Source organism: Hymenobacter sp. 5516J-16 (assembly GCF_022919335.1).
Classification (GTDB): Bacteria; Bacteroidota; Bacteroidia; order Cytophagales; family Hymenobacteraceae; genus Hymenobacter; species Hymenobacter sublimis.
Map to the genome: position 1 here is coordinate 2,994,435 of NZ_CP095058.1, position 23,696 is coordinate 3,018,130.

Genomic DNA, 23,696 nt, shown 5'->3' on the forward strand with positions numbered 1-23,696 from the left:
CTCACCCCAATTTTCTACCCGCATGAGCATTACCATTGGCAGCCTGACCGAGTTGTTGCAGTACGAAGGACAAGAGCTGGGAATCTCGCCCTACCACCGCATCACGCAGGAGCAAATCAACCAGTTTGCGGCCGCCACGCTCGATTTTCAGTGGATTCATTTGGATGCTGAGCGCGCTAAAACGGAGTCGCCTTTCGGGGCTACCATTGCCCACGGCTACCTCACGGTAGCTTTGCTGCCCTACCTCTGGAACCAGATTGTAGCCATTGAGAACCTGAAGATGCAGGTCAACTACGAAATCGAGAGCCTACGCTTCAACCAAGCTGTAACGGTGGATAGCCAGGTGCAGCTGCGGGCTAAGCTACTGTCGGTGAAAGATTTGCGCGGCATTGCTAAGGCCCGCATCGAGGTAGCACTGAATATTGAAGGCAGCCGTAAACCCGCGTATACAGGCATTATCACCTTCCTGTATCATTTCGATAATCCGGCGCAGTAAAGGGCGCTAGTATTTCCCTCTTAGCAATTCCAGCTTAACGAGAGCCTTCGGCTGCCAGGGCGTTTTTTGAATTCGTGCGGGCTGAGGGCATCCTTAAATAATTACTACCTAGGATAAAGTATTCAGAAGGCTCCCGCGTCTGCCGGAGTAGAATGGAAACTATTGCCTACCCACTCGACGCCTCACTGATGACGGCTGGCCACCAGGACCTGCAAATTCAGGAAGCTGTACGCACCCAGCGCACACGCCTGCTGGCCTTTATTCGCCGCCGCATCCCCGATGAAACCGAGGCTGAAGACGTGCTCCAGGACGTATTTGCGGAACTGGTGGAGAGCTACCGGATGCTGAAACCGGTGGAGCAGGCGGCCGCCTGGCTGTTTCGCGTAGCCCGCAACAAAATTACGGACCTGTACCGCCGCAAAAAGCCGGTTTCGTTGGAAGATGAAATGGCCCTATATGCGGCCGACGGGGAGGAAAATACGCTACTGCTGGCCGACATCCTGCCCGCGCCCGACGATGCGCCGGAAAACCGCTTATTGCGCGAGACGCTCATGGAGGCCCTTTCCGACGCGCTGGCGGAGCTACCAGCAGCCCAGCGGCAGGTATTCATCTGGCACGAGTTGGAAGACAAAACCTTTCGCGAAATGGAAGAGGAAACCGGCGTTCCGCTAAAAACCCTGATTTCGCGCAAGCATTACGCCGTGCAGCACCTGCGCAAGCGCCTGCAAACGCTATACACCGAGTTGTTTACTGACTAACTCATCTGAAAAGTACGGCAAGGCGTTGTCTTTCCTTTCTTCTCTGCTTTTGACTTACATAACATGAACCGCTCCTTTTGGCTGCTTGGCGGCCTCAAATTCATACTTTTTGGCACCTTGTTCGTGGCCGTAGCCGGCTACCTAACTATGTACCTGTGGAATTGGCTGGTGCCAGCCTTGTTCCACGGACCCACCATCACGTTCTGGCAAACCCTAGGGCTACTGCTGCTTTCCCGCATCCTGTTTGGCGGGTGGGGCCGCGGGGGCCGGGGCCAAGCTTGGGCCCAGCGGCGGCGCCTGTGGAAGCAAAAGATGGAGTCTCGGATGGCGGGCCTGACCCCGGAAGAGCAGGAGAAGTTCCGGCAGAAGATGCGTGCCAGCTGTGGCCCGGCCTGGATGCGTCGCTCCCCCGCAGAGGAGCCGTCCACTTCCCCACTCTAAACGACAAGGCCCTGGGTTATTCACCCAGGGCCTTTTTTATTGAAATACACGTAACTTCTTATTCCTTGCGCCAGCTGAGCAAGCTGCGTAGGCGCCCCAGGTAAGAGGTCTGCTCCGAGGTAGGTTGCGCCTTAGGCCGGGAGGGTAGGGCGGGCGAGGCCACCCGAGAACTTTTGGCTCGCACTTTACTTGCCAAGGTGTTCTTGTAGGAAGTACCCCGGGCCTTTGCTTTAGCCAGCGGAGCCGACTCAGGAAGCTGGAAGTGAATGCTCGGGTTCCCGTCGAAGGCGTACACCGGCTGCATGCCCGTCTGCTCACCCAGCCGATACTCCATTACGCGGGCGTAATACGTGCGCCCGGGCAGCAGGCCGTTTACCTGCACAGTGCTGTCGGGGCCGGCGGCTACCACGTAGTTACCGTGGCCCAGGGTGGCCCCGTTACCTAGTATGCGCCCCCGGCGTAGGTACGGCCATCCAGCGGAAAAGCATTGACCGGGGCGCCTTCGCGCACTACTACCAGCCGGTGCGTGCCGTTGCCATTCCTCCAGGCCAGAGTAGCTGAGTTAGCAGTGGTCCGCTTCACCCGGAACCGAGTGGCGTGTTGTTCGGGCGGAAACAGATCAACGGATGGCCACGCGTTGGTACTATTCACGCAGTCCCAGCCCAATTCCTCCACGTCATTCCAGAAGCGGTTGGTGTTGGGGCAGGCGTTGAATAGCAGGGCCCAGGTGTAGCCATCGGGTGTGCGGGCTACCAGGCTGGTCGAGCCGTTGAGGCAACCGGTATGCCACCACACCCCGCGCTTGCTGAGCATCCAGCCCTTGCCGTAGCGCCGGGTTGCCTGGGAAGGGGCCGTCATAGTGTCCAGAGTGGATGCCTGCAGGATGTCGGGGCGGGTAGGGGAGCCATCCACCGAGAGCAGGAGGCGCACCAAATCCCGTGCCGTGAAAAGCCAGCCCCCGTGGGCATTCATGGCTTCCAGATTAGCCCCGCCGTAGGCAAAAGGCACTTGCTTACCCGTGCCATAGCACGATTCACCCATGAGCGGACAGAAATATTCCGCCTCGTTTTCCTGCTTATCCGGCCGCAGGTTGCGGGCCAGGTGGGCCTCCCGAATACCACTAGGAGCCAGAACGTGGGTGCGGACCCACGTTTCGTAGCGCTGCCCAGTCACTTTCTCGATAATTTTGCCCAGAATCAGGTAACCGATGTTGGAGTAAGCGAACCGGCTGCCGGGCGTGAAATTTAACCCTTGGCTCAGTAGGTAGCGCACTAACGTGGAGTCGCCAATTGGATTGGGCACGTTCATTACCTGCGCCACATGGACCGGAAAGTCTATGGGGTCGGAGCTGCTAAAGCCATCCACGCCTGCGTCGCGGTTCCAGCCCGCGGTGTGTTCTAGTAGCTGGCGCACTGTAATAGTATAGATGCGCGGGTCGGTGATGACGCTGGTGTAATAGGGGTTATCGAGGTAGCCCTGGGGCCAAAAGCTCTGTGCTGAAGATCAAGGTGGCCCTCTTCTAGCAACTTCATAATGGCTACAGAGGTTACGGGCTTTGACACGCTGGCCACCCGAAACAGGGTGGCGGGCGTCGAGGGCTGACTTTTGGCCAGGTCGGCGTAGCCAAAGCCGCGGGCGTACACCAGCTGGCCCTGCCGGCTGATGGCCACGGAAGCACCGGGGAGCTTCCAGCGAGTCATGAACTTTTGAATAACGGCATCACACGGTGCCGTTTCGGGCGCCGATGCACCCGTTTGCGCCCAGGCCGGGTAGACCAGCAAGCCCAGCAGTAGGGCCAGCAACTTCTTCACAAATCCAACCTGATAAATAGTCTCTATAACAGCTAAATACAGCTGCTGCAGTCTTCTAGCAGACTTACAATTTTATTAGATAATATGGAGAATTTGGTAAGTAGATTGCGGGATAAAGTTTAATTTTTAAAAGAAGTTGACAAGCTAATCACTGATATTGCAAATCAAGTTCTCTTGTAAAAGTCCTCAAGCAAAGGTACGCGCACATCAGTGCTAGCTTTCGACATGAGCAGGATAAACTCAAGCAGCCTCACCTCATCGACGTTGATTTGGCCTAAGGAAATATTGAGTTCCTGAAAACCTAAGTGCTTGGAAATTGGGGCTAGCTTTTGGGCCAGCTTTCCTTTTCCGCGCGACGGCTCCAGTTCGGGCCGCACAACCAAGCAGATAAACTTCTGCCCGTGTACTTCAGCCAGGTAGGCATCCTCAATAATATGCCAGTTGATGAATACCTTATGCGCCATCCGGTCGAAAATACCGGCTTCGTTCAGGATGATCTGGGGCCGGCGGTCCAGCAAATGGTAGATGCCCACTGGATAGCCCAGCCCAAAAAACAGGATGCACGCCCACGCTCCCCACTGCGGAGTAGTGCCCTTAATCAACAGTCCGCAGCCTACCGCAACGAAACCTGAGCAACCAATCAGCAGCTTTATGGCGCGCCACCGAGACTTGTACAGCTTTACTTCCATCATGCAAACATAAAAAAAGCGGCTACTGATAGTTCAGTAGCCGCTTTCTGTTCTGCCGGTTCGGCAGGGTCATGCTAGAAGTTTCGCTCGCCTACCTCACGCTTGCCGAGCATAACGGCTCCTACCATGGCAACCAAGAACAGCACCGAGGCCAGTTCAAAGGGCAGCAAATACTCCCTGTACAATACCAGGCCCAGGCGATTCACCATCCCAATCTGTGAGTCGAAGGTAACGTCGATGGGGGCACCGGTAGGCAACACATCCTTCAAGGCCACCACCAAAATCAGCAGCAAGGACCCCCCAGCCACTGCGGCGGCAATCTTGGCCAGGGCAGGCTTATGCGGCTCCGTGTCCACGTTCAGGTTCAGGAACATAATCACGAACAGGAACAGAACCATGATGGCGCCGGCGTACACAATAATGTTTACCGCCGCCAAAAACTGTGCGTTCAGCAGCAGGTAGTGACCCGACAAAGCGAAGAACGTCAGAATTAGGAAGAGCACGCTGTGCACTGGGTTTTTGGCGAAAACCACACCCAATGCGCTAAGTAGCGCCACAAAAGCCAGGAAGAGGAAAAGAGGAGACATAGACAAGGAGTTTGTCATGCAGAAGGAACTGGCGAGGCTTCCCGCCTGCTCCTTCCCATGAATAAGTAGGTTACGCCGGCTGCTGGGCTAGCTTATTGCGAAGCGCATCGGCTTGCTCCGGCGTCAGCTGAATGCCACGCACTGAGCGCTCATCCGGCGACACGGGCTCCACGAGGCGGTCCTTGCCGTAGATAAACTCGTCCCGCTCGTAACGAGGCGGCGCGATTTTATCAGCTTGCAGGTAGACTGCTGCTTTGGGGCAGGCTTCCTCGCATAGGCCGCAGAAAATACAGCGCAGCATGTTCACCTCGTAGCTGATGGCGTACTTCTCTTCTCGGTACAGGCCTTCCTCGCCCTTTTTCCGTTCGCCGGCTACCATGGTAATAGCTTCAGCGGGGCAGGCTACGGCGCACAAGCCGCAGGCGGTGCACCGCTCCCGGCCCTGCTCGTCGCGCTTAAGCACGTGTAAGCCCCGGAAAATGGGAGCGAAGGGACGAACTTCTTCTGGGTAACGAACCGTCGCCTTCTTCATGAAGAAGTGACGCATCGTGATGCTCAGACCCTGGAAAATAGCCGGCAGGTAGGCCCGCTCGGCCAGGGTCATGGGCTTCTTTTCTAGTTTCTTAGCTCTATTCGTGAGTTGCATATGGTCAGACCAAGTGTCATTCTACCGTAGCGGTACGAATGACGCGGTAGCAAGGAAAGTTAATTAATCACTCCAAACAGGATGAGCCCGCCGGTGATAAGGATGTTGATAACTGCCAACGGAATCAGGATGGTCCAGCCCAGGCGCATCAACTGGTCGTAGCGGAAGCGCGGTAGGGTCCAGCGAATCCACATGAAGAAGAAGATGAAGGCAAAAATCTTCAGGAACAGGCCAACCGTGCCAAGTATGGTAATCAGGTTCTGAGCCGAAGCCAGCTCCCAGCCGTGGTTACTTACCAACCAGTCGCGCAGCTCATACTGAAACGGAAAGTTGAAGCCGCCGAAGTAAAGCACGCTCATCACGGCGGATACTACGAAGATGTTCACGTACTCCGAGAAGAGGTAAAGACCCAGCTTCATGGAGGAGTACTCCGTGTGGTACCCACCTACCAGCTCGGTTTCGCATTCTGGCAAGTCGAAGGGCGTACGGTTGGTTTCAGCAAAGGCACACACCAAGAAAATGATGAAACCCAAGGGTTGTTTCACGATATTCCAGAAGTGCCATTCACCCGCCACCGACTGCTGCAGGGTAATGTCGCGCAGGCTCAACGTGCCCGAAATCATCAGCACGGCAATCAGAGCCATGCCCATGGCCAGTTCGTAGCTAATGTTCTGGGAAGCAGCCCGAACAGCTCCTAACAAAGAGAACTTGTTGTTGGAGGCCCAGCCCCAATCATGACACCGTAAACACCCAGCGAAACGACGCCGAACACCCACAACATCCCAATGTTAACCTCAATGCCTTGCAGAAAAAAAGCATTGTTGCCGAAGCTCATGTTGTTGCCGAACGGAATTACCGCCGATGACATCAGGGCTGTAATCATGGCCAAGCAGGGACCGAAAATGAACAAGGCCTTATTAGCACCGCCTGGGAAGAATTCTTCCTTCGTGAACATCTTCACGGCATCAGCCAGGGGCTGGGCTAGGCCGTAAGGACCGGCGCGGTCCGGCCCAACGCGGTCCTGGAGAAAGGCTGCAATAACGCGCTCAGCGTAGGTGCAGTAGGTTGCAATCAGCAGCGAAAGCGCGAAAACAACGAAGATGACAATGGATTGCCAGCCTAATGCGGGTAGTTCAATCATTCTTTTTTAGCTGTTAGCTACTAGCGGGTAGCTAATAGCTTTTGTTCGGAATGGAATGAAGAGACGCTAACAGCTAGCAGCCATTAGCTAACAGCTTACTTATGAGCCTAATTTAAGCGGCGGGTTCTGGGCCAGCTCGCGCTGGGTGCTTTCGGGCAGGTCAGCAATAACGGACTGGTTCAGCACGGGTAGCTCGTAGTGGTTAGCCGAAATCACCGAAGAACGGTCGATATGGGCGGGGCCCTCAATCGTCCAGTCGGAGGTTTCCTTCTTTTCGAAGCGGCACTCGTTGCAAATCCACTCCTTTACTTCGCCGTATTGGTCCTTACGGGCCGTGGTGCGTAGCACGTCCTTGCCTTTGTACCAGAGCACTACGTTGCCAGAGCACTTGGGACAATCGCGGTGAGCATTCACGGGTTTGGTGAACCACACGCGTGATTTAAAGCGGAACGTCTTGTCAGTCAGGGCTCCTACCGGGCATACGTCAATGACGTTGCCGGAGAAATCATTATCAATGATGTTCTCGATGTAGGTGCCAATTTCGGCCGCGTCGCCGCGGCCCAGTACACCGTGCACGCGGTTATCAGTAATCTGATTGGCTGTGTACACGCAACGGTAGCACAGGATGCAGCGCGTCATGTGCAGCTGAATCAGCGGCCCAATGTCGATTTTCTCGAAGGTACGACGCTCTTCCTGGTAGCGGGTGGTGCTCACGCCGTGCTCAAAAGCAAAGTTCTGCAGGTCACACTCCCCGGCCTGGTCGCACACGGGGCAGTCCAGGGGGTGGTTGATGAGCAGCATCTCCACAATGCCCTTGCGCACGTTCAGCACCTGCTCGGAGGTAGTGTTCTCCACTACCATGCCGTCTTGTACCGGTGTTACGCAAGAAGCCACTAGCTTGGGCATGGGGCGCGGGTCTTTAGCCGAGCCGGCCGCTACCCGTACGAGGCAGGCGCGACATTTGCCGCCCGAGCCTTTCAGCGGGGTATAGTAGCACATGGCCGGGGGCACAATGCTACCCCCAATTTGGCGGGCTGCATTCAGGATAGTGGTTCCGTCCGGAACTTCTACCTCAACGCCGTCGAAAGTTATTTTAGCCATTTAGGTTGAAGACTGTTAAAGTCGTCGGTCATGCTGAGTGCAGCGAAGCATCTCGCGTGCTGACGTTAGAGTTACTATTACAACGCTGCCACGCAAGATGCTTCGCTGCACTCAGCATGACGTTCTACTACTAAAAAATTACACCAGCACGGCGTTAGCCCGGTACACGGCACCCGGTTGGGCTGCTTCCTTGGCGTGCGTCACATGCCACTCAAACTCGTGGCGGAAGTGACGCACGGCAGCGGCAACTGGCCAAGCGGCGGCTTCACCAAGCGGACAAATGGTGTTGCCCTCGATTTGCTTGGCTACGCTTACCAGCAGGTCAATGTCTTCCATGTGGCCGTGGCCGTGCTCTAGGCGGTGCAGCACCTTTTCCATCCAGCCCGTACCCTCGCGGCAGGGCGAGCATTGCCCGCACGACTCGTGGTGGTAGAAGCGAGAGAAATTCCAGGTGTTGCGTACAATGCAGGTCGTTTCGTCCATGGCGATGAAGCCACCGGAGCCCAGCATGGTACCCGTCACGAAACCACCGTCGGAAAGCGACTCGTAGGTCATCAGGCGGTTTTCACCAGCTGCCGTTTTCAGAATGAGTTCTTTGGGCAGAATCGGCACGGAAGAACCACCGGCTACTACTGCCTTCAATTCCCGACCTTTCCAGATGCCGCCGCAGTACTCGTCGGAGTAGATGAATTCCTCGACGGGTAGGCCCAACTCAATTTCGTAGATACCGGGCTTGTTGAGGTGGCCACAGGCCGAAATCAGCTTGGTGCCAGTGCTCCGGCCCACGCCAATTTTAGCGTATTCGTCGCCGCCCTCATTCACGATGACGGGCACGGCGGCAATGGATTCCACGTTGTTTACTACTGTCGGGCGGGCGTACAAACCTTGCACGGCCGGGAACGGTGGCTTATTGCGCGGGTTGCCACGCTTACCCTCCAAGGACTCCAGCAAGGCCGTTTCCTCGCCGCAGATGTAGGCGCCCCACCGGGGTGCACATGCAGGTCTAGGTCATAGCCCGAACCTAAAATGTTCTTGCCCAGGAAACCGTTGGCGTAGGCTTCGGCAATGGCTTTTTCCAAGATGCGCAGCACGTACAATAACTCGCCGCGGATGTAGATGTACGAGGTGTTGGCGCCCAGCGCGTACGAACTCGTAATCATGCCCTCGATGAGCAAGTGGGGTAGCTTCGACATTAACTGCCGGTCCTTGAAGGTGCCTGGCTCCGACTCATCGGCGTTGCAGACGAGGTAGCGCGGCACGCCTTCAGGCTTGGCCAGGAAACTCCACTTCATGCCAGTGGGGAAGCCTGCGCCGCCGCGGCCCCGCAGGCCCGACTTCTTCACTTCTTCCACCACCTCGTCGGGGGTCATCGTTTTGATGGCCTTCTCCACCGAGCGGTAGCCGCCGTGTTTGCGGTACACCTCGAAGGTATCAATGCCTTCAACGTTAATATGTTCGGTCAGCAGTTTGCGTCCCATGTCTTTGGAGCTAGTAGCTGTTAGCTGATGGCTGTTAGCTAGGTAAGTAGGCTGTCAGAATGAATCCGACCAACAAAATTACTCGGGGCAGAAGGGCTATTAGCTAATAGCTAACAGCCTAATTATTGGCCAGCGCGTTCGGCAGGCCGGTTTCTTCCCAAGGCAAGGCTGGGCGGTGTACTTGGTTGCGCAGTTCCGAGAGCATAGCATCCACGGCGTCCGGCGTATCCAGCTGCTCGTAGTACTTCTCGCGCACCTGCACAATAGGAGCGAAGCCGCAGGCTGCCAGGCATTCTACCTCCTTCAAGGTAAACAAGCCATCGGCCGAAGCCGAACCGCCCACTTTGGCCCCCGTAATGCGCTCCAGGTGGGCCGTCAGCTCGTCGGAACCGCGCAGCATGCAAGGACCCGTCCGGCAGATTTCTAGCACGTGCTTGCCGACCGGCTTGAGGTTGAACATGGTGTAAAAGGAGGAAACCTCGTACACCTCAATTGGCTTGATGTCCAACACTTCCGCTACTAGGTTCTGAACCTCGGGGCTTACCCAACCGCCAAACTCAGCCTGCGCAATGTGCAACACGGGCAACAAAGCCGACTTTCGGCGGTCGTCGGGGTAGTGGGTAAGCAGACGCTTGATTTCAGCCTGAGCGGCTTCGGAAAATTGTGGCTTGACGGCAGTCGTCTCCATAAGGGGCAAATTCAGCAAAAAACTACGCGTCCAGCTCGCCGGCAATAACGTTCATCGACGATAGGGTCACGATGGCGTCGGAGAGGGTTTGGCCCACTACCATTTCGGTGTAAGCCTGGTAGTAAATAAAGCAAGGGCGGCGGAAGTGCAAGCGGTAGGGCGTGCGACCTCCGTCGGAAACCAGGTAGAACCCTAGCTCCCCGTTGCCGCCTTCTACCGAGTGATACACCTCGCCAACCGGCGCCTCAATCTCGCCCATCACAATTTTGAAGTGATAGATGAGGGCTTCCATGTTCTTGTACACGGCCTGCTTGGGCGGCAGGTAGTAATGCGGCGCATCGGCGTGGTAGGGGCCTTCGGGCAGGTTTTCCAGGGCCTGCTTAATAATGCGCAAGCTCTGCCAGATTTCCTCATTACGCACCATGAACCGGTCGTAGGTGTCGCCCTTGGTGCCTACCGGAATGTCGAACTCGAAATCTTGGTAGCTGGAGTAAGGGTTCATCACCCGCACGTCGTAATCGACGCCAGCGGCGCGCAGGTTGGGGCCAGTGAAACCGTAGTTCAGTGCCCGCTCGGCCGAAATGGCACCTACATCAACCACGCGGTCCATGAAAATGCGGTTGCGGTTGAACATCTTCTCGAACTCAGCCATCACGGCCGGGAAGGTTTTCAGCCAGGCCCGCAGCTTGGTAATAGCCACGTCGTTGAAGTCGCGCTCCATGCCGCCTACCCGGCCCATGTTGGTGGTCAGGCGGGCGCCGCTTACTTCCTCATAGATTTCGTACACCTTCTCCCGCTCGTCCATCAGGTAGAGGAAGCCAGTGAAAGCGCCGGTATCTACCCCCAGAATGCCGTTGCAGATCAGGTGGTCGGTGATGCGGGCCAGCTCCATCAGAATAACCCGGATATACTGGGCGCGTTTGGGCACTTCTACACCCAGCAGCTTTTCTACCGTCATGTGCCAACCCATGTTGTTGATGGGCGACGAACAGTAGTTCATGCGGTCCGTCAGGGGCGTAATCTGGTAGAAAGGCCGGCGTTCGGCAATCTTCTCGAAGGCGCGGTGAATGTAGCCAATGGTCGGAACACCCGACACGATCCGCTCCCCGTCCATCTGCAGAATGTTCTGGAAGATGCCGTGGGTAGCGGGGTGGGTCGGGCCCAGGTTCAGGGTGGTGAGTTCCTGGTTAAAGTCGTTGACGGAAGGCGCCAGCGGGTGCAGATTAGGTCTCTGCACCTCGGCTTCTTCCACAATTTTGCGGGTGCCTTCCAGCGTGTCGTTTACTGCCATGATAAAGGTATCAGGGGCCTAGCGGCCGAAGAAAAGGTCAGTTTTATCCTCCCGAGTACCATCTTCCAAGGCGTATTCGCGGCGCATGGGGTGGTAGTCCATGTCCTCCACATTTAGGATGCGAATAAGGTTGGGGTGGCCGGGGAAGATGATGCCGTAAAAATCATAGGCCTCGCGCTCCATCCAGTTGGCGGTGGCGTACAGGTCAGTTAGGGTAGGTACTACCGGGTCGGCAATAGGGAAGAAGATCTTCAGCCGTAACCGTATGTTCTGAGTCAGGCTGTGCAAGTGGTACACCATGCCCAACTCCTGGCCCTCCCGCTCGGGAAGTGCATGCCGCACATAGTAGTCAGGAAGTTAAGCTGTAACTCCTGATCCTGCTGCAAGCCAGCAATGATGTCATGAATCCGCTCCCGCGTGGTGGTAGCCGTCAGCAGGCCGTAGGGCTCTTCTACGTCGGTGAAGGTTTCGGCCCCAAACAAGCGGTGCAGTAAGCTCAGGAGCTGAGCATTTTTCTGCGCTGCCGGGTCTTGAGCTGCGGCCATTTCCTGTGCCTCCGGGGATTCGTTTTGATCAGCCATTTTGTAAGCTATTAGCTGTTGGCTGCTAGCTATTGGCTTATTGGCTGTGCCTCCAGAAGAGAAGCTAACAGCCAATAGCCAACAGCCAACAGCTTACTTAATGTTGTACGATGCCAGCAGGGCCTGATACTCAGGCGAATTGCGGCGGCGGGTAGATTCGTTGCGAGCCAGGTCCTGAATGCGCATTAGGCCGTCCAGTACCTGTTCCGGGCGAGGCGGGCAACCGGGCACGTACACATCGACCGGGATGATCCGGTCGATGCCCTGAAGCACGGAGTAGGTATCGAAAATACCACCCGACGAGGCACAGGCACCCATGGCCAGCACCCAACGGGGCTCAGCCATTTGCTCATATACCTGCTTTACAATGGGCGCCATCTTTTTGGCAATAGTGCCCATCACCATCAGCAGGTCAGCCTGCCGGGGCGAGAAAGAAGGCCGCTCAGAGCCGAAGCGCGAAATATCGTAGCGGGCACCCATGGTTGCCATGAACTCAATGCCGCAGCAAGAGGTAGCAAAGGGCAGGGGCCAAAGCGAGTTAGCGCGGGCCATGCCCACCACTTTCTCCAGGGAGGTAGCAAAAAAACCCGCGCCTTCCAGGCCATCAGGCGCGTCTACCATTTTGATTTCAGGAGCTCTATTTTCCATGAGGATCAGTCAGTTTGGGGAAGCAGAAGGCTTCAGGTAGGCAACACTAGCCAGGGGCTAAAGGTTGCCCTAACGGGCTTCATTCCAGCGCAAAACGCCTTTTTTGATGACGTAGGCAAAGCCTGCCATCAACAGGGCCAGAAAGACAATCATCTGAATGAAGCCGTCCTTGCCCAGAGCGCGGAAGTTCACGGCCCAAGGGTACATGAAGATTACCTCCACATCAAAGAGCACAAACAGGATGGCCGTCAGAAAGTACTTCACCGAAATCGGGGTGCGGGCGTTGCCCACCGATTCGATGCCGCACTCGAAGGCCTCGTCCTTTACTACGCTCTTGCGGCGCGGCCCCAGCAAGTGGGAGGCTACCATGGAAAAAGCTACGAAGGCTATGGCTAAAACAAACTGCACAATAATTGGCAGAAAGTCAGCGGGTTGATATTGGGTCGGAACAGCGAGAAGCATAGGCATCGACAAAGTAAAGCCGCTCAGAAACGGCATGGGAGGCAAAGGTAGCGCTTGGGCAGTTGGGAACAAAGGTGAAATCAGGCGGGAAGGGAAAGGTGTATCTTTGAAGGAAACCCCCTTGCTGATTGGTATGGAACAAATTGCCACTACCCGCCGCTACACGGTGGAAGAATATTTTGCTCTAGAAGAGGCCTCGGAAGAACGGCACCTGTTTTACCGCGGGGAAGTCTTCGCCATGTCCGGTGGGGTAGGCGGGCACAAACTCACGGTGTTAAACTGTGTCATGAGCCTACGTAACTCGCTTCGAGGCAAAGGCTGCCGCGTGTACGCGGAAAATGTGCGCCTAGCCGTCTTGCGAGGGGAACTGTACACCTACCCCGACGTGATGGTGACCTACCACCCCAATGACTCGCCGGACCAAGTGATGATGCACCACCCAGTCCTGCTTATTGAAGTGCTTTCGCCGGGCACGGAAAGCCACGACCGGGTGTGGAAATTCAGCCGTTACACCCAGCTGTCTTCTCTGCAGCATTATCTACTGGTGTCGGTCAATAATTGGCTGGTGGAGTGGTACCGACGGGAGCCTTCGGGCGTGTGGTCGTATACGCCTCTGGCCAGTCAGGACGATGCCGTGACCATTTCGGAGCTGGGTATTGTCCTACCCCTGGCCGATATCTACACCGAGCTGGACATGGTGCCCCAACTAGACAAGCCCCGTACTTAGTAAAGCAAAAAGCCGCTTCAGAACAACTGAAGCGGCTTTTTGCAATTAATCGGTATTGGTTTAGAAGCCACCCTGGCCGGTTACGTTCAGGTTTTCGCCGGTTTCTACGCCCATGAAGGGGTAACGGTAATCAACGGGCGGCACGAAGGTTTCCTTGATAGCGCGCGGCGACACCCAGCGCAGCAGGTTCAGCAGGGAGCCAGCCTTGTCGTTGGTGCCGGAAGCGCGGGCGCCGCCGAAGGGCTGCTGTCCTACCACGGCGCCGGTGGGCTTGTCGTTGATGTAGAAGTTGCCAGCGGCCTGCACCAGCTTCTTCGAGGCCAGCTCAATGGCGTAGCGGTCTTGGGAGAAGATGGCGCCGGTGAGGGCGTAGGGCGAAGTGGAATCCACTACCTCCAGGGTCTGCTCGAACTCTGCTTCCTCGTAGATGTACACCGTTACCACCGGGCCGAACAGCTCGTCGCACATGGTCACGTACTTTGGGTCTTTAGTTACGATAACCGTAGGCTCAATGAAGTAGCCCTTGGACTTATCGTAGCCGCCGCCGGCCACAATTTCAGCGTTGGCATCAGCCTTGGCACCATCAATGTACTTGGCCAGCTTGTCGAAAGAAGCTTCGCTGATAACGGCGTTGATGAAGTTCGAAAAATCCTCCACGTCGCCCATTTTAAACGAGGCCAAGTCCTGCTTCACGTAGCCCAGGATTTCACTGGCCAAATTGCTGGGCAGGTAAACGCGTGAGGCGGCCGAGCACTTCTGACCCTGGTACTCGAAGGCGCCGCGGGTAATGGCCGTAGCTACTGCCTTGGCGTGGGCCGAAGGGTGAGCTAAAATAAAGTCCTTGCCGCCAGTTTCGCCCACGATGCGAGGGTAGCTCTTGTAGCGCTTGATATTCTGACCGATGGTCTGCCAGATGTTCTGGAACACGCCCGTGGAGCCAGTGAAGTGAATGCCGGCAAACTGCGGGTGGAAGAAAATAACCTCACCGGCGGTGGGGCCATCTACATACACTAGGTTGATAACGCCGTCGGGCACGCCAGCCTCCTTAAACAACTCCATCAGCACCTGGGCCGAGTAAATCTGGGTGTTGGCGGGCTTCCATACCACCACGTTGCCCATGAGGGCGGCGGAGGTAGGCAGGTTGCCGGCAATGGAGGTGAAGTTGAAGGGCGTGAGGGCAAACACGAAGCCTTCCAGCGGGCGATGCTCTAGGCGGTTCCACATGCCGGGCTGGCTCTGGGGCTGCTGCCCGTACAGCTCTTGCATGAAGTGCACGTTGAAGCGGAAAAAATCAATCAGCTCACAAGCCGCATCGATTTCAGCTTGAAACGCATTCTTGCTCTGGCCCAGCATGGTAGCGGCGTTGAGGCGGGCACGGTAGGGGCCAGCCAGCAGCTCAGCGGCTTTCAGGAAGATGGCAGCACGCTGCTCCCAGGGCAGTTCAGCCCAGGCAGTGCGGGCGGCTAGGGCGGCGTCAATGGCCTGCTGCACGTGCGAAGCGTCGCCCTCGTGGAAGAAGCCTAGCGTGTGCTGGTGGTCGTGGGGCGGGAAGATGCGCTGGGTTTTGCCCGTGCGTACTTCTCGGCCGCCAATGTGCATGGGAATGTCGCGCTCCTGCTGCTTGAGTTCCTTCAGGGTCTTGAGCAGCTCGGTGCGCTCGGGCGAGTTGGGGGCGTACGCCTTAACTGGCTCGTTAATAGGAATGGGAACGTTGAAAAAGCCGTTGGCCATGATGGTTACTGGTTTTGGGATGCGTGGATGGTGGATGGGGGAGAGGCAAAGGTAGCCAGCAACCGGAAAATAGATTATTGCTCAAGGCCGCTAATGCGCGCCAGGCCACGTGATGTTCTGCGCTCAGGCTTACTCGCGGCCTTCTTTTGCATCCTAGCTGGCCAGAACTCGTTTGCTTAGGAGTTGTCTTACTTGGTTTTACATGATGCCTAAAGCTGCCCTTACCTACCGCAACCCCGTCTGGGATTTCGACTTTCCCGACCCCACTATTATCCGGGCTTCGGATGGTTTCTACTACGCCTACGGCACCCAAACCAAGCGCCCTGGCAACCTTATTGTCAACTTGCAGGTGGCCCGCTCCGCCGATTTGGTGCACTGGGACTACCTAGGCGAAGGACTGCCGCAGAAGCCGCTCTGGGCCAGCACAACCCAGAAGTTCTGGGCCCCGCACGTAAGTGAGCATAACGGCATCTACTACCTTTATTACTCCGCCAAACCCGATACCGGCGTGGGCCTGTGCCTGGCCGTGGCTACTTCCGCTACTGCCGCCGGCCCGTTCGTGGATGTGGGCGCACCGTTGCAACGAGGCACGGGCTTTCTGGAAATCGACCCTATGGCTTTTGATGACCCCACCACCGGCAAGCGTCTGCTTTACTGGGGTTCCGGCTTTGGCCCCATTCGGGTGCGAGAGTTAGCGGAGGACCGGCTGTCTTTTGCTTCTGGCAGCCAGGAAATTGTGCTGCTGACGCCCGCCGGAGCCGGCGACCCGCGCCGCTACGACCAGCTACTGGAAGGCAGCTGGGTGGTGCTGCGCCAGGGCTGGTACTACCTGTTTTATTCTGGCAACAACTGCTGCGGCCCCGATGCGCACTACGGCGTGCTGGTGGCCCGGTCGCGCGCCGCCACGGGCCCCTTTGAAACCCTGGCCCAGGCCACCGGCAACCCTTACGCCATGCTGCTGGAAGGCAATGAGCACTGGCACGCCCCCGGCCACAACTGCGTCGTCGCGGATGCGGCCGGGCAGGACTGGCTGGCCTACCACGCCATCGACCCCCGGCAGCCGACTTTTGATGCCATTGACGACGAGCAAGGCTTCTCCCGCCGCGTGCTGCTGCTAGACCGGTTGGAATACGTGGATGGCTGGCCCCGGCTCGTGACGGGCGGGACGCCGTCGTGGCAACTGCAGCCGGGGCCGGTAGGTGGGTAAGTAACCGACCCTTTAGCTTAGCAGAGGCTGCTAGCAAGTGGTTTGTCTTTGCAGCAAATACTTCATACCCGCTCCAACAACTCGCGCACCTGTTGCTCCAGCTCCTGAAATGAGCCGTTGTTGAGGATGGTGGCGTCGAAGTGGGGGTAGTCGTCGAGGGCAGTTTCGCTGAGGTGCAGGTCGTCGCGCGTGCCGTCGCCGCGCTGCTGGAGCGGGTCGCCTTCCACGCGCAGCATCAGCCCGCCGCGGCTACGAATCAGGTCGGCCTCGTTGGGAAAGCGCACATCCGGAATCAGGGTGCATTGCTCCGCCGGTAGGTGGGAGAAGAAAGCCTGCACCCAAATGTTCGGCTCCCAGTGGCGCAGGGCCAGGCCTACCTGCTGCAGCATTTCGCCGCGGGTGCGGCCAAACGCGGGCAGGCGCTCCGCTTTGCCCTGCTGGGAAAAGTAAGGCGCCACGCCTTCTCCTGCCAGTGCGGCACATACGGCTTTAATGGGCTCCCCCACGGAGCGAATATGCCATCGGCGCTCCGGTTGCAACTGCTGCAGCAGGCGGGCGATGGTGTCTTTGCCGCTGCCGCGGCGCCCCGAAAAGCCAATGAGTCGTATCATGGCCGCAAAGGTAAGGAGCCCGCCGAGTTAGGTCTTGGGTGGAGCTGTCATGTGCCGAGCGCGGGTAGGGTGTTGACTGGGCTCGTAAGGAAGAAACTCTGGTTCCTGGCTTTGCTTAGGATGGCTGTTTCAGAAAGACACAGCTACAGAATGCTCTTCAGCTCACTTAGGCAGCTGATTTCGTAAGTGGTCTGCGCAAAATGACGGCGCTTGTCGGGGTTGAAATACACTTGGTCGATGCCCGCATTGAAGGCGCCTAGCACGTCGCACTCCAGGTTGTCGCCAATCATCAGGCTCTCAACCGGGGTAGCGCCGGTGCGTTCCAAGGCGTGCTGAAAAATGCGGGCGTCGGGCTTGAGGTGGCCGCAGCACTCCGACGTCACGATTTCCTGAAAATAGTCGGTGAGCCGGGAGGAGTTAAGTTTTACGTACTGGATGTCCTTGAAGCCGTTGGTAATTAGGTGCAGGGCGTAGCCTTTGTCGCGCAGGTAATCCAGCACCTCGTAGGTGTAGGGAAACACGGCGGTTTTCTGAGGCAGAATTTCGGTGAATTGGGCTGAAATAGCCTCGGGCGAATCGGTTTCCTGCAAACCCAGCTTTACGAACGTGCGCGGGAAGCGGGTAACCCGTAGCTGCTGCTGGGTAATTTTGCCGCCCTGATACAGCCGCCACAACCCGTGGTTGATGTCGGAATAAACCCGGATAAAATCCTCCGCGGTAATGCCGTGCCGGCTTAGCTCGTGCTGCGTGAATAGGTGGCGCAGGGTTTCGTCGGCGTTGGCTTCAAAATCCCAGAGCGTGTGGTCCAGGTCGAAGAAAAGATGGCGGTACGTTTTCAATTAAAAATTGAGAATTAAAAATGAGGGTAGGCTGCGGATGGCACTGGAGCTAGGCCGAAGGTCCGGTATGTGAGCTTTTATTCTATTCGTAACCGCTTGACAACCTGGCCCTCGCCCAGATGTTCCCGCACAATGTCGGCTGCGTCTTTGGGTTTTACGTCGCCGTACACGGTGCCTTCCGGATGCAGAATGATGGCCGCCCCGGGTCCTTTTTTGCAGTGCTTGCAGAGGTCGAGGCAGTTGCAGGTTTGCACCCGTACTTTGAGCTTTTCGCCGCCGGTAAAGAGTTTTTTGAGGCCCTGCTTTTTAAGCTCAATCTTCAGCGCCTTCGCTACATCCTTTCCAATTTCATCTTTCTGGGCAGTACAAACAAACAGGCGGGTAACGGCGGAAGCAGATTTCATACACTAAAAAAGCCAGGAAAAGAGAGAAGCCTGCGCCCCAGCTTAGCGGGGTTCGGGCGAGCCGGTCCAGCGGCGGTTTTGCAGCTTATACGCGGCCAGTTCCCGGTTCGACCAGAGCGTTTGATAAATCTTCTGATCCTGTACCAGCTGCGGGTCCCGTTCCATGTAGCCCAGCAGTTGGTGCAGAAAATCCTGGGCCTCGTCCTTGATGAAATAAAACACCCAGTTGTCGAGGCGGCGGAAATTTACCAGGCCGGCATTTTTCAGGTACGCTAGTTGCCGGGAGGTTTTGGTCTGGGTGAAATCCAGCACCTGTTCCAGGTCGGAAATGCACATTTCCTGGTTGCGCCAGAGCAAATGCAGGATGCGCACCCGGCTCTCATCGCCCAGGGCCTTGAATAGTTGCTGGCCAAATGCAACGGTAAAGTGTTTGAGGCGCATCTTTAGACAAAAGCAGGGAAGGAGGACCGAACCAATTGGGGCGGGCCCGAATTTAGGCTAAACCGGGCAGCGGCCCTGAAAGTGCCGTATCTTTGTCGTCTGTAATGCCTTGTATGTCTGCTGTGGCTCGAATTCGTATTTCTTTCTTACCCGCCCTGCTTGGGTTTCTGCTGGTAGCCTTGCTGCTGGTGCCGGGCCAGGCACGGGCCCAGGGCCAGCGCCGGGTGGTGCAGTTCACTGGCATCGTGGCCTCTGGCGATTCGTTGCTGGGGGTGCCGGGTGCGGCCATTTTCGTGCCCAAGGCGGGCCGGGGCACGGCCTCCAACCCTTACGGCTACTTTTCCCTACCCGTGCTGGCCGGCGACAGTATCGTTATTCGGAGCCTGGGCTACCGTAACCAGTACGTTATCATTCCGGAAGACTATCAGCGCCAGAGCTACTCCGTTATTGTGCAGCTCAAGGAAGACGCCACCGTGCTGCCCGAAGTGCGCATCTTCCCCTACGCCACCGAAAAAGCTTTCAAGGAAGCCTTCCTGGCCATGAAAGCCCCCACGGAAAGTGACCGGACGCCTGCCGACAAGCTGAACGAGCAGGTAATGCGCCGCATGTTTAATACCCTACCGGTAACCAGCATGGGTAACTACCGCCAAACCATGCAAAACCAGCAGTACGATCAGCAGCGCCGTATGGGCATGGGCCCCACCCCCGCTACCAACAACCCCCTGCTCAACCCGTTCAGCTGGCTGCAGCTAATCAAACAGGTGAAAGACGGTGAGTTCAAGAAAAAAGAAGGGGTAGACTACTAGGTGAACTAGTGAGATGGTGAACTGGTAAGTCCTGTTAGGGCGAGCCGCGCAACGTTACCCTTCCTCCACGTAGCACTACCCCTTGAGACGTGACAAGCCCTTATTCTCTACACGAGGATAAGGGCTTGCTATTTTATTGGGGTGGTCACAGCAGTAGAGAGGAAGGATGGCGTCGTACATCGCCCTGACAGAACTCACCATCTCACCATTTCACTAGTTCACCGATTCACAACCTCAACCGGCATTTTTCGGTACAGGATTTTGGCACTGTTGCCTTGGTTTGCGGCGCTGCTTGCGGCGCAATTTCCTGTACTGTTTTATGGATACCAATCTTCCGGTTACCTCCCAACCGCGCATTGTTATTATTGGGTGTGGCTTTGCTGGGCTGCGGCTGGCCAAAGACCTGGCCGACTCGCCCGTGCAAGTGGTGGTTATCGACCGTAACAACTACCACAATTTTCAGCCCTTACTTTACCAAGTTGCCACCGGCGCCCTGGAAGCCGACAGCATTGCCTACCCCATCCGTAAAATCTTCGCTGGTCAGCAGAACTTCTTTTTCCGCATGGCCGATGTGGAGCGGGTAGATACGGGCCGCAACACAGTAGTGACCAACATCGGCGAAATCCGCTACGACCACCTGGTAGTAGCCACCGGCTCGCTAACCAACTACTTTGGGCTGGACAGCATTGAGCGCAATGCCATGCAAATCAAGAGCATACCCAACGCCCTGAACCTGCGCAGCTACTTGTTTCAGAACTTCGAAAAGGCCCTGCTGACCGAAGACCCGGCCCAGCGCCAAGCCTTGCTGAACGTGGTGGTGGTGGGCGGCGGCCCCACGGGCGTGGAAATCTGCGGCTCCCTGGCCGAAATGCGCAAGGACGTACTACCCCAAGACTACCCCGAGCTCGACTTGAAGCAGATGGAAATTTACTTGGTCGAATCGGGGGAGGAAGTGCTAGGGCCCATGTCCAAGGACTCGCAGGTGCAGGCCAAGCAATACCTGGAAGACATGGGTATTCACGTGCGCCTGAACATGAAAGCCCAACGGTTTGAGAGCGGCAAGCTCTACTATTCTGAAACGGAGTACATCCGCACCGAAAACCTGATTTGGGCAGCCGGCGTGAATGGGGCCGCCGTGGAGGGCCTGCCGGAAGCGGCCGTAGCCCGCAACAAGCGCATCAACGTGGATACCGTAAACCGGGTGCTAGGCTTCCAGAACGTGTACGCCATCGGGGATGTGGCCAACATGGTGACGGAGGAAATGCCCCGCGGCTACCCCATGCTGGCTCCGGTAGCTATCCAGCAGGCCGAACAGCTGGCCGACAACTTCAAGCGCTTGTTCCAGGGCGAAGCCTTGAAGCCCTTCAAGTACCTCAACAAAGGCAGCATGGCTATTGTGGGCCGCAACCGCGCCGTGGTTGATTTGCCTGGCAACCGGCACTTTGGCGGTTTCTTGGGTTGGCTCACCTGGCTATTCGTGCATTTGCTTACACTGGTCGGGTTCCGCAACAAGGTGGTGACGCTGGTAGGCTGGGCCATCAGCTATTTCAGCTCCGACAAAGCCCTGCGCCTCATCATCCGGCCCTACAAGCGCAACGATTTCAAGGACGATAAGGGCAAACCCTCTGCCCAGCAAAATGCCTCCACTCCCCAGTATAACCCTCGGTGCCCATGCCTACTGCCGCTGTAGTTGGGGGTAGTAAAAGGATAATAGAAACGCAACACCTAGCTCCACCGACCTACTGCTCGCGTTGTTGCTCATGTAGTTTAATCTGTCATTCCAAGTAGAGCGAGGAATCTGAGCCAAGTCGTTGAGAGGCTAACCCAGATTCCTCGTCGCTGCTGGATGCGCAGAATACTCGGAATGACAGTTGATGAAAAGGCCCCGCCCCACCCGGCGGGGTCTTTTTTGTACCTCATCCGTGGAGAAGGCCCCTGCGGCGTTGTATCTTCAGGAAGAAGTGGGGGCAACCTCTCCGGCGGCTCCTTGTCCTTGTTGGCATTCTTTTCTACCCCTCTATATGAAAAAGCTGTTCTTCCTGCTGGGCGTGCTGGCTCCGGCCGCCGTGGCGGCGCAAACGGTTCCGCACCCGCTCACGGCCCGCGACCTGCAGCAACTGCGCGACGTCCGGGACGCTCACTTCTCGCCCGATGGGCAGTGGGTTACCTACGTGGTGAGTCAGGCCGATACCGCCGCCGATAAAAACAACGCCGACGTGTGGATGGCCCGCTACGACGGTACCCGCAACCTGCGCGTCACCACCAGCCCCGACAACGAAACCAGCCCCCGTTTCTCCCCTGATGGTACTTACCTGAGCTTTCTCTCCAGCCGCGGCGAGGGCGAGGAAGGCAAAGCTCAACTCTGGCTGCTAAACCGCAACGGCGGCGAGGCCGAGAAAGTCACCAAGCTGAGAGGCAGCGTGCAAGACTACGTGTGGGCCCCTGACGGCAAGCGCCTGGCCCTCATCATCCGTGACGCCGACCCGGACTCACTGACGCAGGTGCAGCGGGCCCGCAAGAAAACGCCTCCGGTTATTGTCCTCGACCGGTTTCAGTTTAAGCAGGACGTGGATGGCTACCTCAACAAGCAGCGCCAACACCTGTACGTATTCGAGGTGGCCACGCGCAAGTTGGTAAACCTCACGCCCGGCCGCTTTGATGAGTACGCCCCCGCCTGGAGCCCCGACGGCCGGCAGTTAGTGTTCGTGAGTAAGCGCGGCGAAGACCCCGACCGCCACGACAACTTCGACCTCTACGCCATCGACGCCACGCCCGGGGCCCAGCCGCGCCAACTCACGACAACTGATGTAGCCGACAGCGCCCCCAGCAACTGGAGCGGCCGCCCCGCCTGGAGCCCTGATGGTAAGCAGATTGCCTTCGTGGAAGGTGCCCCCAAAGAGCAGCTCGTGTACGGCCTGCACCAATTAGCCGTTATTCCGGCTACCGGCGGCACGCCCAAGCTGCTCACCCAGGGCCTCGACCGGAACACGCTGAAACCCCAGTGGTCCAAGGATGGCAAGAGCCTGTATTTTCTACTCGAAGACGACCGCGCCCAAGTGCTGGCCCGCGTGCCGGCCACCGGCGGCAAGGTAGAGCGGGTGCTGGACGGGCAGCGCGAAATCACGGAGTTTGAGCTAGGCCCAAAGGGGCAAGTAGTGGTAGTAAACAGCGAGCCGCTGCTGCCCGACGAGGTGTTTGCCTTTGAGAAGAAAAGCCTGCGCCCTTTGTCGAAACAGAATGACGTTTGGCTGAAAACCGTGCAGCTTGGGGCCGTGGAGCCTTTGCAGGCTAAGAGCAAAGACGGCACGCTGGTCAGCGGATTTCTGGTAAAGCCCGTGGGCTACCAGGCGGGCCAGAAGTACCCCACGGTGCTCCGGATTCATGGCGGGCCTGTCTCGCAGTTTGCTTATAGCTTCTCGCCCGAGTGGCAGGTGCTGGCCGCCCGCGGCTACGCGGTAGTAGCCAGCAACCCGCGTGGTAGCTCGGGCCGTGGTCTGGAGTACTGCCGCGCCATCTACGCCGACTGGGGCAACAAAGACTCCGACGATGCTCTGGCCGTAGTCGATTACGCCGTGCAGCAGGGCCTTGCCGATCCGGCCCGCCTCGGGGTGGGCGGTTGGAGCTACGGCGGCATCCTCACCGACCACCTCATCGCCCGCGACAAGCGTTTCAAGGCTGCCACTAGCGGGGCAGGCATTGCCAACGTGCTGGCCGGCTACGGCACCGACCAGTACATCCGCGACTACGAAACCGAGCTGGGCACGCCCTGGGAGCATACCGACGTGTGGATGCGCATTTCCTACCCCTTTTTCCATGCCGGCCAGATCAGCACGCCCACCCTGTTTCTGTGCGGCGAAAAGGACTTCAACGTGCCCCTGCTCAACACCGAGCAGATGTACCAGGCCCTGCAAAGCCTGAAAGTGCCCACTCAGCTTATCATCTACCCCGGCCAGTTCCACGGCATCAGCAAGCCCAGCTACGTGAAGGACCGCTACGAGCGGTACCTGGCCTGGTACGACAAGTATCTGAAGACGGGAACTACTACCGCTGGCGGTCAGTAATGGAACACTGATTATGAATTTAAAAAAGCCCGTCGCAAATCTGCGACGGGC

General features: G+C 57.3%; 26 protein-coding genes and 2 pseudogenes. 8 read left to right on the forward strand and 20 right to left on the reverse strand.

Annotation, left to right across the window (positions count from 1 at the left end):
- Positions 1–22: 22 nt before the first annotated feature.
- The 3 genes from MUN84_RS14855 to MUN84_RS14865 all read left to right on the forward strand — a co-directional run bounded on the left by MUN84_RS14855 (position 23) and on the right by MUN84_RS14865 (position 1,695).
- Positions 23–496: a MaoC family dehydratase gene (locus MUN84_RS14855; RefSeq protein ID WP_244694787.1), complete on the forward strand. Its 474-nt coding sequence runs from the start codon at positions 23–25 to the stop codon at positions 494–496.
- 152 nt (positions 497–648) lie between these two features.
- The gene (locus MUN84_RS14860) at positions 649–1,254 is read left to right on the forward strand and encodes an RNA polymerase sigma factor (RefSeq protein WP_244694788.1); all 606 of its coding nucleotides are present in this window, start codon (positions 649–651) and stop codon (positions 1,252–1,254) included.
- 63 nt (positions 1,255–1,317) lie between these two features.
- Positions 1,318–1,695, forward strand: coding sequence for a DUF1682 domain-containing protein (locus MUN84_RS14865; RefSeq protein WP_244694789.1), 378 nt, complete (start codon positions 1,318–1,320; stop codon positions 1,693–1,695).
- A 58-nt stretch (positions 1,696–1,753) separates the two neighbouring features.
- Here the strand turns inward: MUN84_RS14865 and MUN84_RS14870 are convergent, their stop codons facing one another.
- The 15 genes and pseudogenes from MUN84_RS14870 to MUN84_RS14930 all read right to left on the reverse strand — a co-directional run bounded on the left by MUN84_RS14870 (position 1,754) and on the right by MUN84_RS14930 (position 12,818).
- Positions 1,754–2,104 carry a hypothetical protein gene (locus MUN84_RS14870; protein ID WP_244694790.1) on the reverse strand — a complete coding sequence of 117 codons (351 nt, stop codon included), beginning with the start codon at positions 2,102–2,104 and terminating at the stop codon, positions 1,754–1,756.
- Between the two features lie 32 nt (positions 2,105–2,136).
- A complete protein-coding gene (locus tag MUN84_RS14875) occupies positions 2,137–3,108 on the reverse strand; it encodes a serine hydrolase domain-containing protein (protein ID WP_262920539.1) in 972 nt (323 codons plus the stop codon).
- On the reverse strand, positions 3,093–3,506 hold the full coding sequence (locus MUN84_RS23095; RefSeq protein ID WP_262920540.1) for a serine hydrolase domain-containing protein: 414 nt from the start codon (positions 3,504–3,506) through the stop codon (positions 3,093–3,095). Before MUN84_RS23095 ends, MUN84_RS14875 begins: the two co-directional genes overlap by 16 nt.
- Positions 3,507–3,670: 164 nt before the next feature.
- Complete coding sequence (locus MUN84_RS14880) at positions 3,671–4,198, reverse strand: STM3941 family protein (RefSeq protein WP_244694791.1); 528 nt, start codon at positions 4,196–4,198, stop codon at positions 3,671–3,673.
- Positions 4,199–4,269: 71 nt separating this feature from the next.
- Positions 4,270–4,782: an NADH-quinone oxidoreductase subunit J gene (locus MUN84_RS14885; RefSeq protein ID WP_244694792.1), complete on the reverse strand. Its 513-nt coding sequence runs from the start codon at positions 4,780–4,782 to the stop codon at positions 4,270–4,272.
- A 70-nt stretch (positions 4,783–4,852) separates the two neighbouring features.
- Positions 4,853–5,428 carry a NuoI/complex I 23 kDa subunit family protein gene (locus tag MUN84_RS14890; RefSeq protein ID WP_244694793.1) on the reverse strand — a complete coding sequence of 192 codons (576 nt, stop codon included), beginning with the start codon at positions 5,426–5,428 and terminating at the stop codon, positions 4,853–4,855.
- Positions 5,429–5,487: 59 nt separating this feature from the next.
- A pseudogene (gene nuoH / locus MUN84_RS14895) lies at positions 5,488–6,569 on the reverse strand (NADH-quinone oxidoreductase subunit NuoH).
- A gap of 99 nt (positions 6,570–6,668) precedes the next feature.
- Positions 6,669–7,670 carry a 2Fe-2S iron-sulfur cluster-binding protein gene (locus MUN84_RS14900; protein WP_244694794.1) on the reverse strand — a complete coding sequence of 334 codons (1,002 nt, stop codon included), beginning with the start codon at positions 7,668–7,670 and terminating at the stop codon, positions 6,669–6,671.
- Between the two features lie 138 nt (positions 7,671–7,808).
- Positions 7,809–9,148 (reverse strand): annotated as a pseudogene (nuoF, locus tag MUN84_RS14905) (NADH-quinone oxidoreductase subunit NuoF).
- A 118-nt stretch (positions 9,149–9,266) separates the two neighbouring features.
- Entirely contained in the window at positions 9,267–9,836 is a 570-nt protein-coding gene (gene nuoE, locus MUN84_RS14910) for a complex I 24 kDa subunit family protein (protein ID WP_244694795.1), read from the reverse strand.
- Between the two features lie 22 nt (positions 9,837–9,858).
- Positions 9,859–11,127: an NADH-quinone oxidoreductase subunit D gene (locus tag MUN84_RS14915; RefSeq protein ID WP_244694796.1), complete on the reverse strand. Its 1,269-nt coding sequence runs from the start codon at positions 11,125–11,127 to the stop codon at positions 9,859–9,861.
- Positions 11,128–11,145: 18 nt separating this feature from the next.
- Positions 11,146–11,427, reverse strand: a complete 282-nt coding sequence (locus MUN84_RS24630; protein WP_410780052.1) for an NADH-quinone oxidoreductase subunit C — start codon at positions 11,425–11,427, stop codon at positions 11,146–11,148.
- Positions 11,403–11,708, reverse strand: a complete 306-nt coding sequence (locus MUN84_RS24635; RefSeq protein WP_410780053.1) for a hypothetical protein — start codon at positions 11,706–11,708, stop codon at positions 11,403–11,405. Before MUN84_RS24635 ends, MUN84_RS24630 begins: the two co-directional genes overlap by 25 nt.
- A 93-nt stretch (positions 11,709–11,801) precedes the next feature.
- On the reverse strand, positions 11,802–12,356 hold the full coding sequence (locus tag MUN84_RS14925) for an NADH-quinone oxidoreductase subunit B (protein ID WP_308428074.1): 555 nt from the start codon (positions 12,354–12,356) through the stop codon (positions 11,802–11,804).
- Between the two features lie 69 nt (positions 12,357–12,425).
- Entirely contained in the window at positions 12,426–12,818 is a 393-nt protein-coding gene (locus MUN84_RS14930) for an NADH-quinone oxidoreductase subunit A (protein ID WP_244694798.1), read from the reverse strand.
- 133 nt (positions 12,819–12,951) lie between these two features.
- Between MUN84_RS14930 and MUN84_RS14935 the strand changes: the two genes are divergently transcribed.
- Positions 12,952–13,545, forward strand: a complete 594-nt coding sequence (locus MUN84_RS14935; protein WP_244694799.1) for a Uma2 family endonuclease — start codon at positions 12,952–12,954, stop codon at positions 13,543–13,545.
- A 60-nt stretch (positions 13,546–13,605) separates the two neighbouring features.
- On the opposite strand, the gene pruA is transcribed toward MUN84_RS14935, so the two are convergent.
- On the reverse strand, positions 13,606–15,276 hold the full coding sequence (pruA, locus tag MUN84_RS14940) for an L-glutamate gamma-semialdehyde dehydrogenase (RefSeq protein WP_244694800.1): 1,671 nt from the start codon (positions 15,274–15,276) through the stop codon (positions 13,606–13,608).
- Between the two features lie 202 nt (positions 15,277–15,478).
- Here pruA and MUN84_RS14945 point away from each other — a divergent pair, with 202 nt between their 5' ends.
- A complete protein-coding gene (locus tag MUN84_RS14945; protein ID WP_244694801.1) occupies positions 15,479–16,483 on the forward strand; it encodes a glycoside hydrolase family 43 protein in 1,005 nt (334 codons plus the stop codon).
- A 62-nt stretch (positions 16,484–16,545) separates the two neighbouring features.
- On the opposite strand, the gene MUN84_RS14950 is transcribed toward MUN84_RS14945, so the two are convergent.
- From MUN84_RS14950 to MUN84_RS14965, 4 genes are all read right to left on the reverse strand, one after another.
- The gene (locus MUN84_RS14950; protein ID WP_244694802.1) at positions 16,546–17,094 is read right to left on the reverse strand and encodes a hypothetical protein; all 549 of its coding nucleotides are present in this window, start codon (positions 17,092–17,094) and stop codon (positions 16,546–16,548) included.
- A gap of 143 nt (positions 17,095–17,237) precedes the next feature.
- Positions 17,238–17,933: a YjjG family noncanonical pyrimidine nucleotidase gene (locus tag MUN84_RS14955; protein ID WP_244694803.1), complete on the reverse strand. Its 696-nt coding sequence runs from the start codon at positions 17,931–17,933 to the stop codon at positions 17,238–17,240.
- 77 nt (positions 17,934–18,010) lie between these two features.
- The gene (locus MUN84_RS14960; protein ID WP_244694804.1) at positions 18,011–18,337 is read right to left on the reverse strand and encodes a (2Fe-2S) ferredoxin domain-containing protein; all 327 of its coding nucleotides are present in this window, start codon (positions 18,335–18,337) and stop codon (positions 18,011–18,013) included.
- A gap of 42 nt (positions 18,338–18,379) precedes the next feature.
- Positions 18,380–18,778, reverse strand: coding sequence for an ArsR/SmtB family transcription factor (locus MUN84_RS14965; RefSeq protein WP_188559456.1), 399 nt, complete (start codon positions 18,776–18,778; stop codon positions 18,380–18,382).
- A gap of 113 nt (positions 18,779–18,891) precedes the next feature.
- On the opposite strand from MUN84_RS14965, the gene MUN84_RS14970 reads away from it, so the two are divergent.
- The 3 genes from MUN84_RS14970 (at position 18,892) to MUN84_RS14980 (ending at position 23,645) form a co-directional block, all read left to right on the forward strand.
- Positions 18,892–19,584: a carboxypeptidase-like regulatory domain-containing protein gene (locus MUN84_RS14970; protein ID WP_244694805.1), complete on the forward strand. Its 693-nt coding sequence runs from the start codon at positions 18,892–18,894 to the stop codon at positions 19,582–19,584.
- Between the two features lie 319 nt (positions 19,585–19,903).
- A complete protein-coding gene (locus MUN84_RS14975) occupies positions 19,904–21,274 on the forward strand; it encodes an NAD(P)/FAD-dependent oxidoreductase (RefSeq protein ID WP_244694806.1) in 1,371 nt (456 codons plus the stop codon).
- A gap of 331 nt (positions 21,275–21,605) precedes the next feature.
- Positions 21,606–23,645, forward strand: a complete 2,040-nt coding sequence (locus MUN84_RS14980) for an alpha/beta hydrolase family protein (RefSeq protein WP_244694807.1) — start codon at positions 21,606–21,608, stop codon at positions 23,643–23,645.
- The last annotated feature ends 51 nt before the right edge of the window (positions 23,646–23,696 follow it).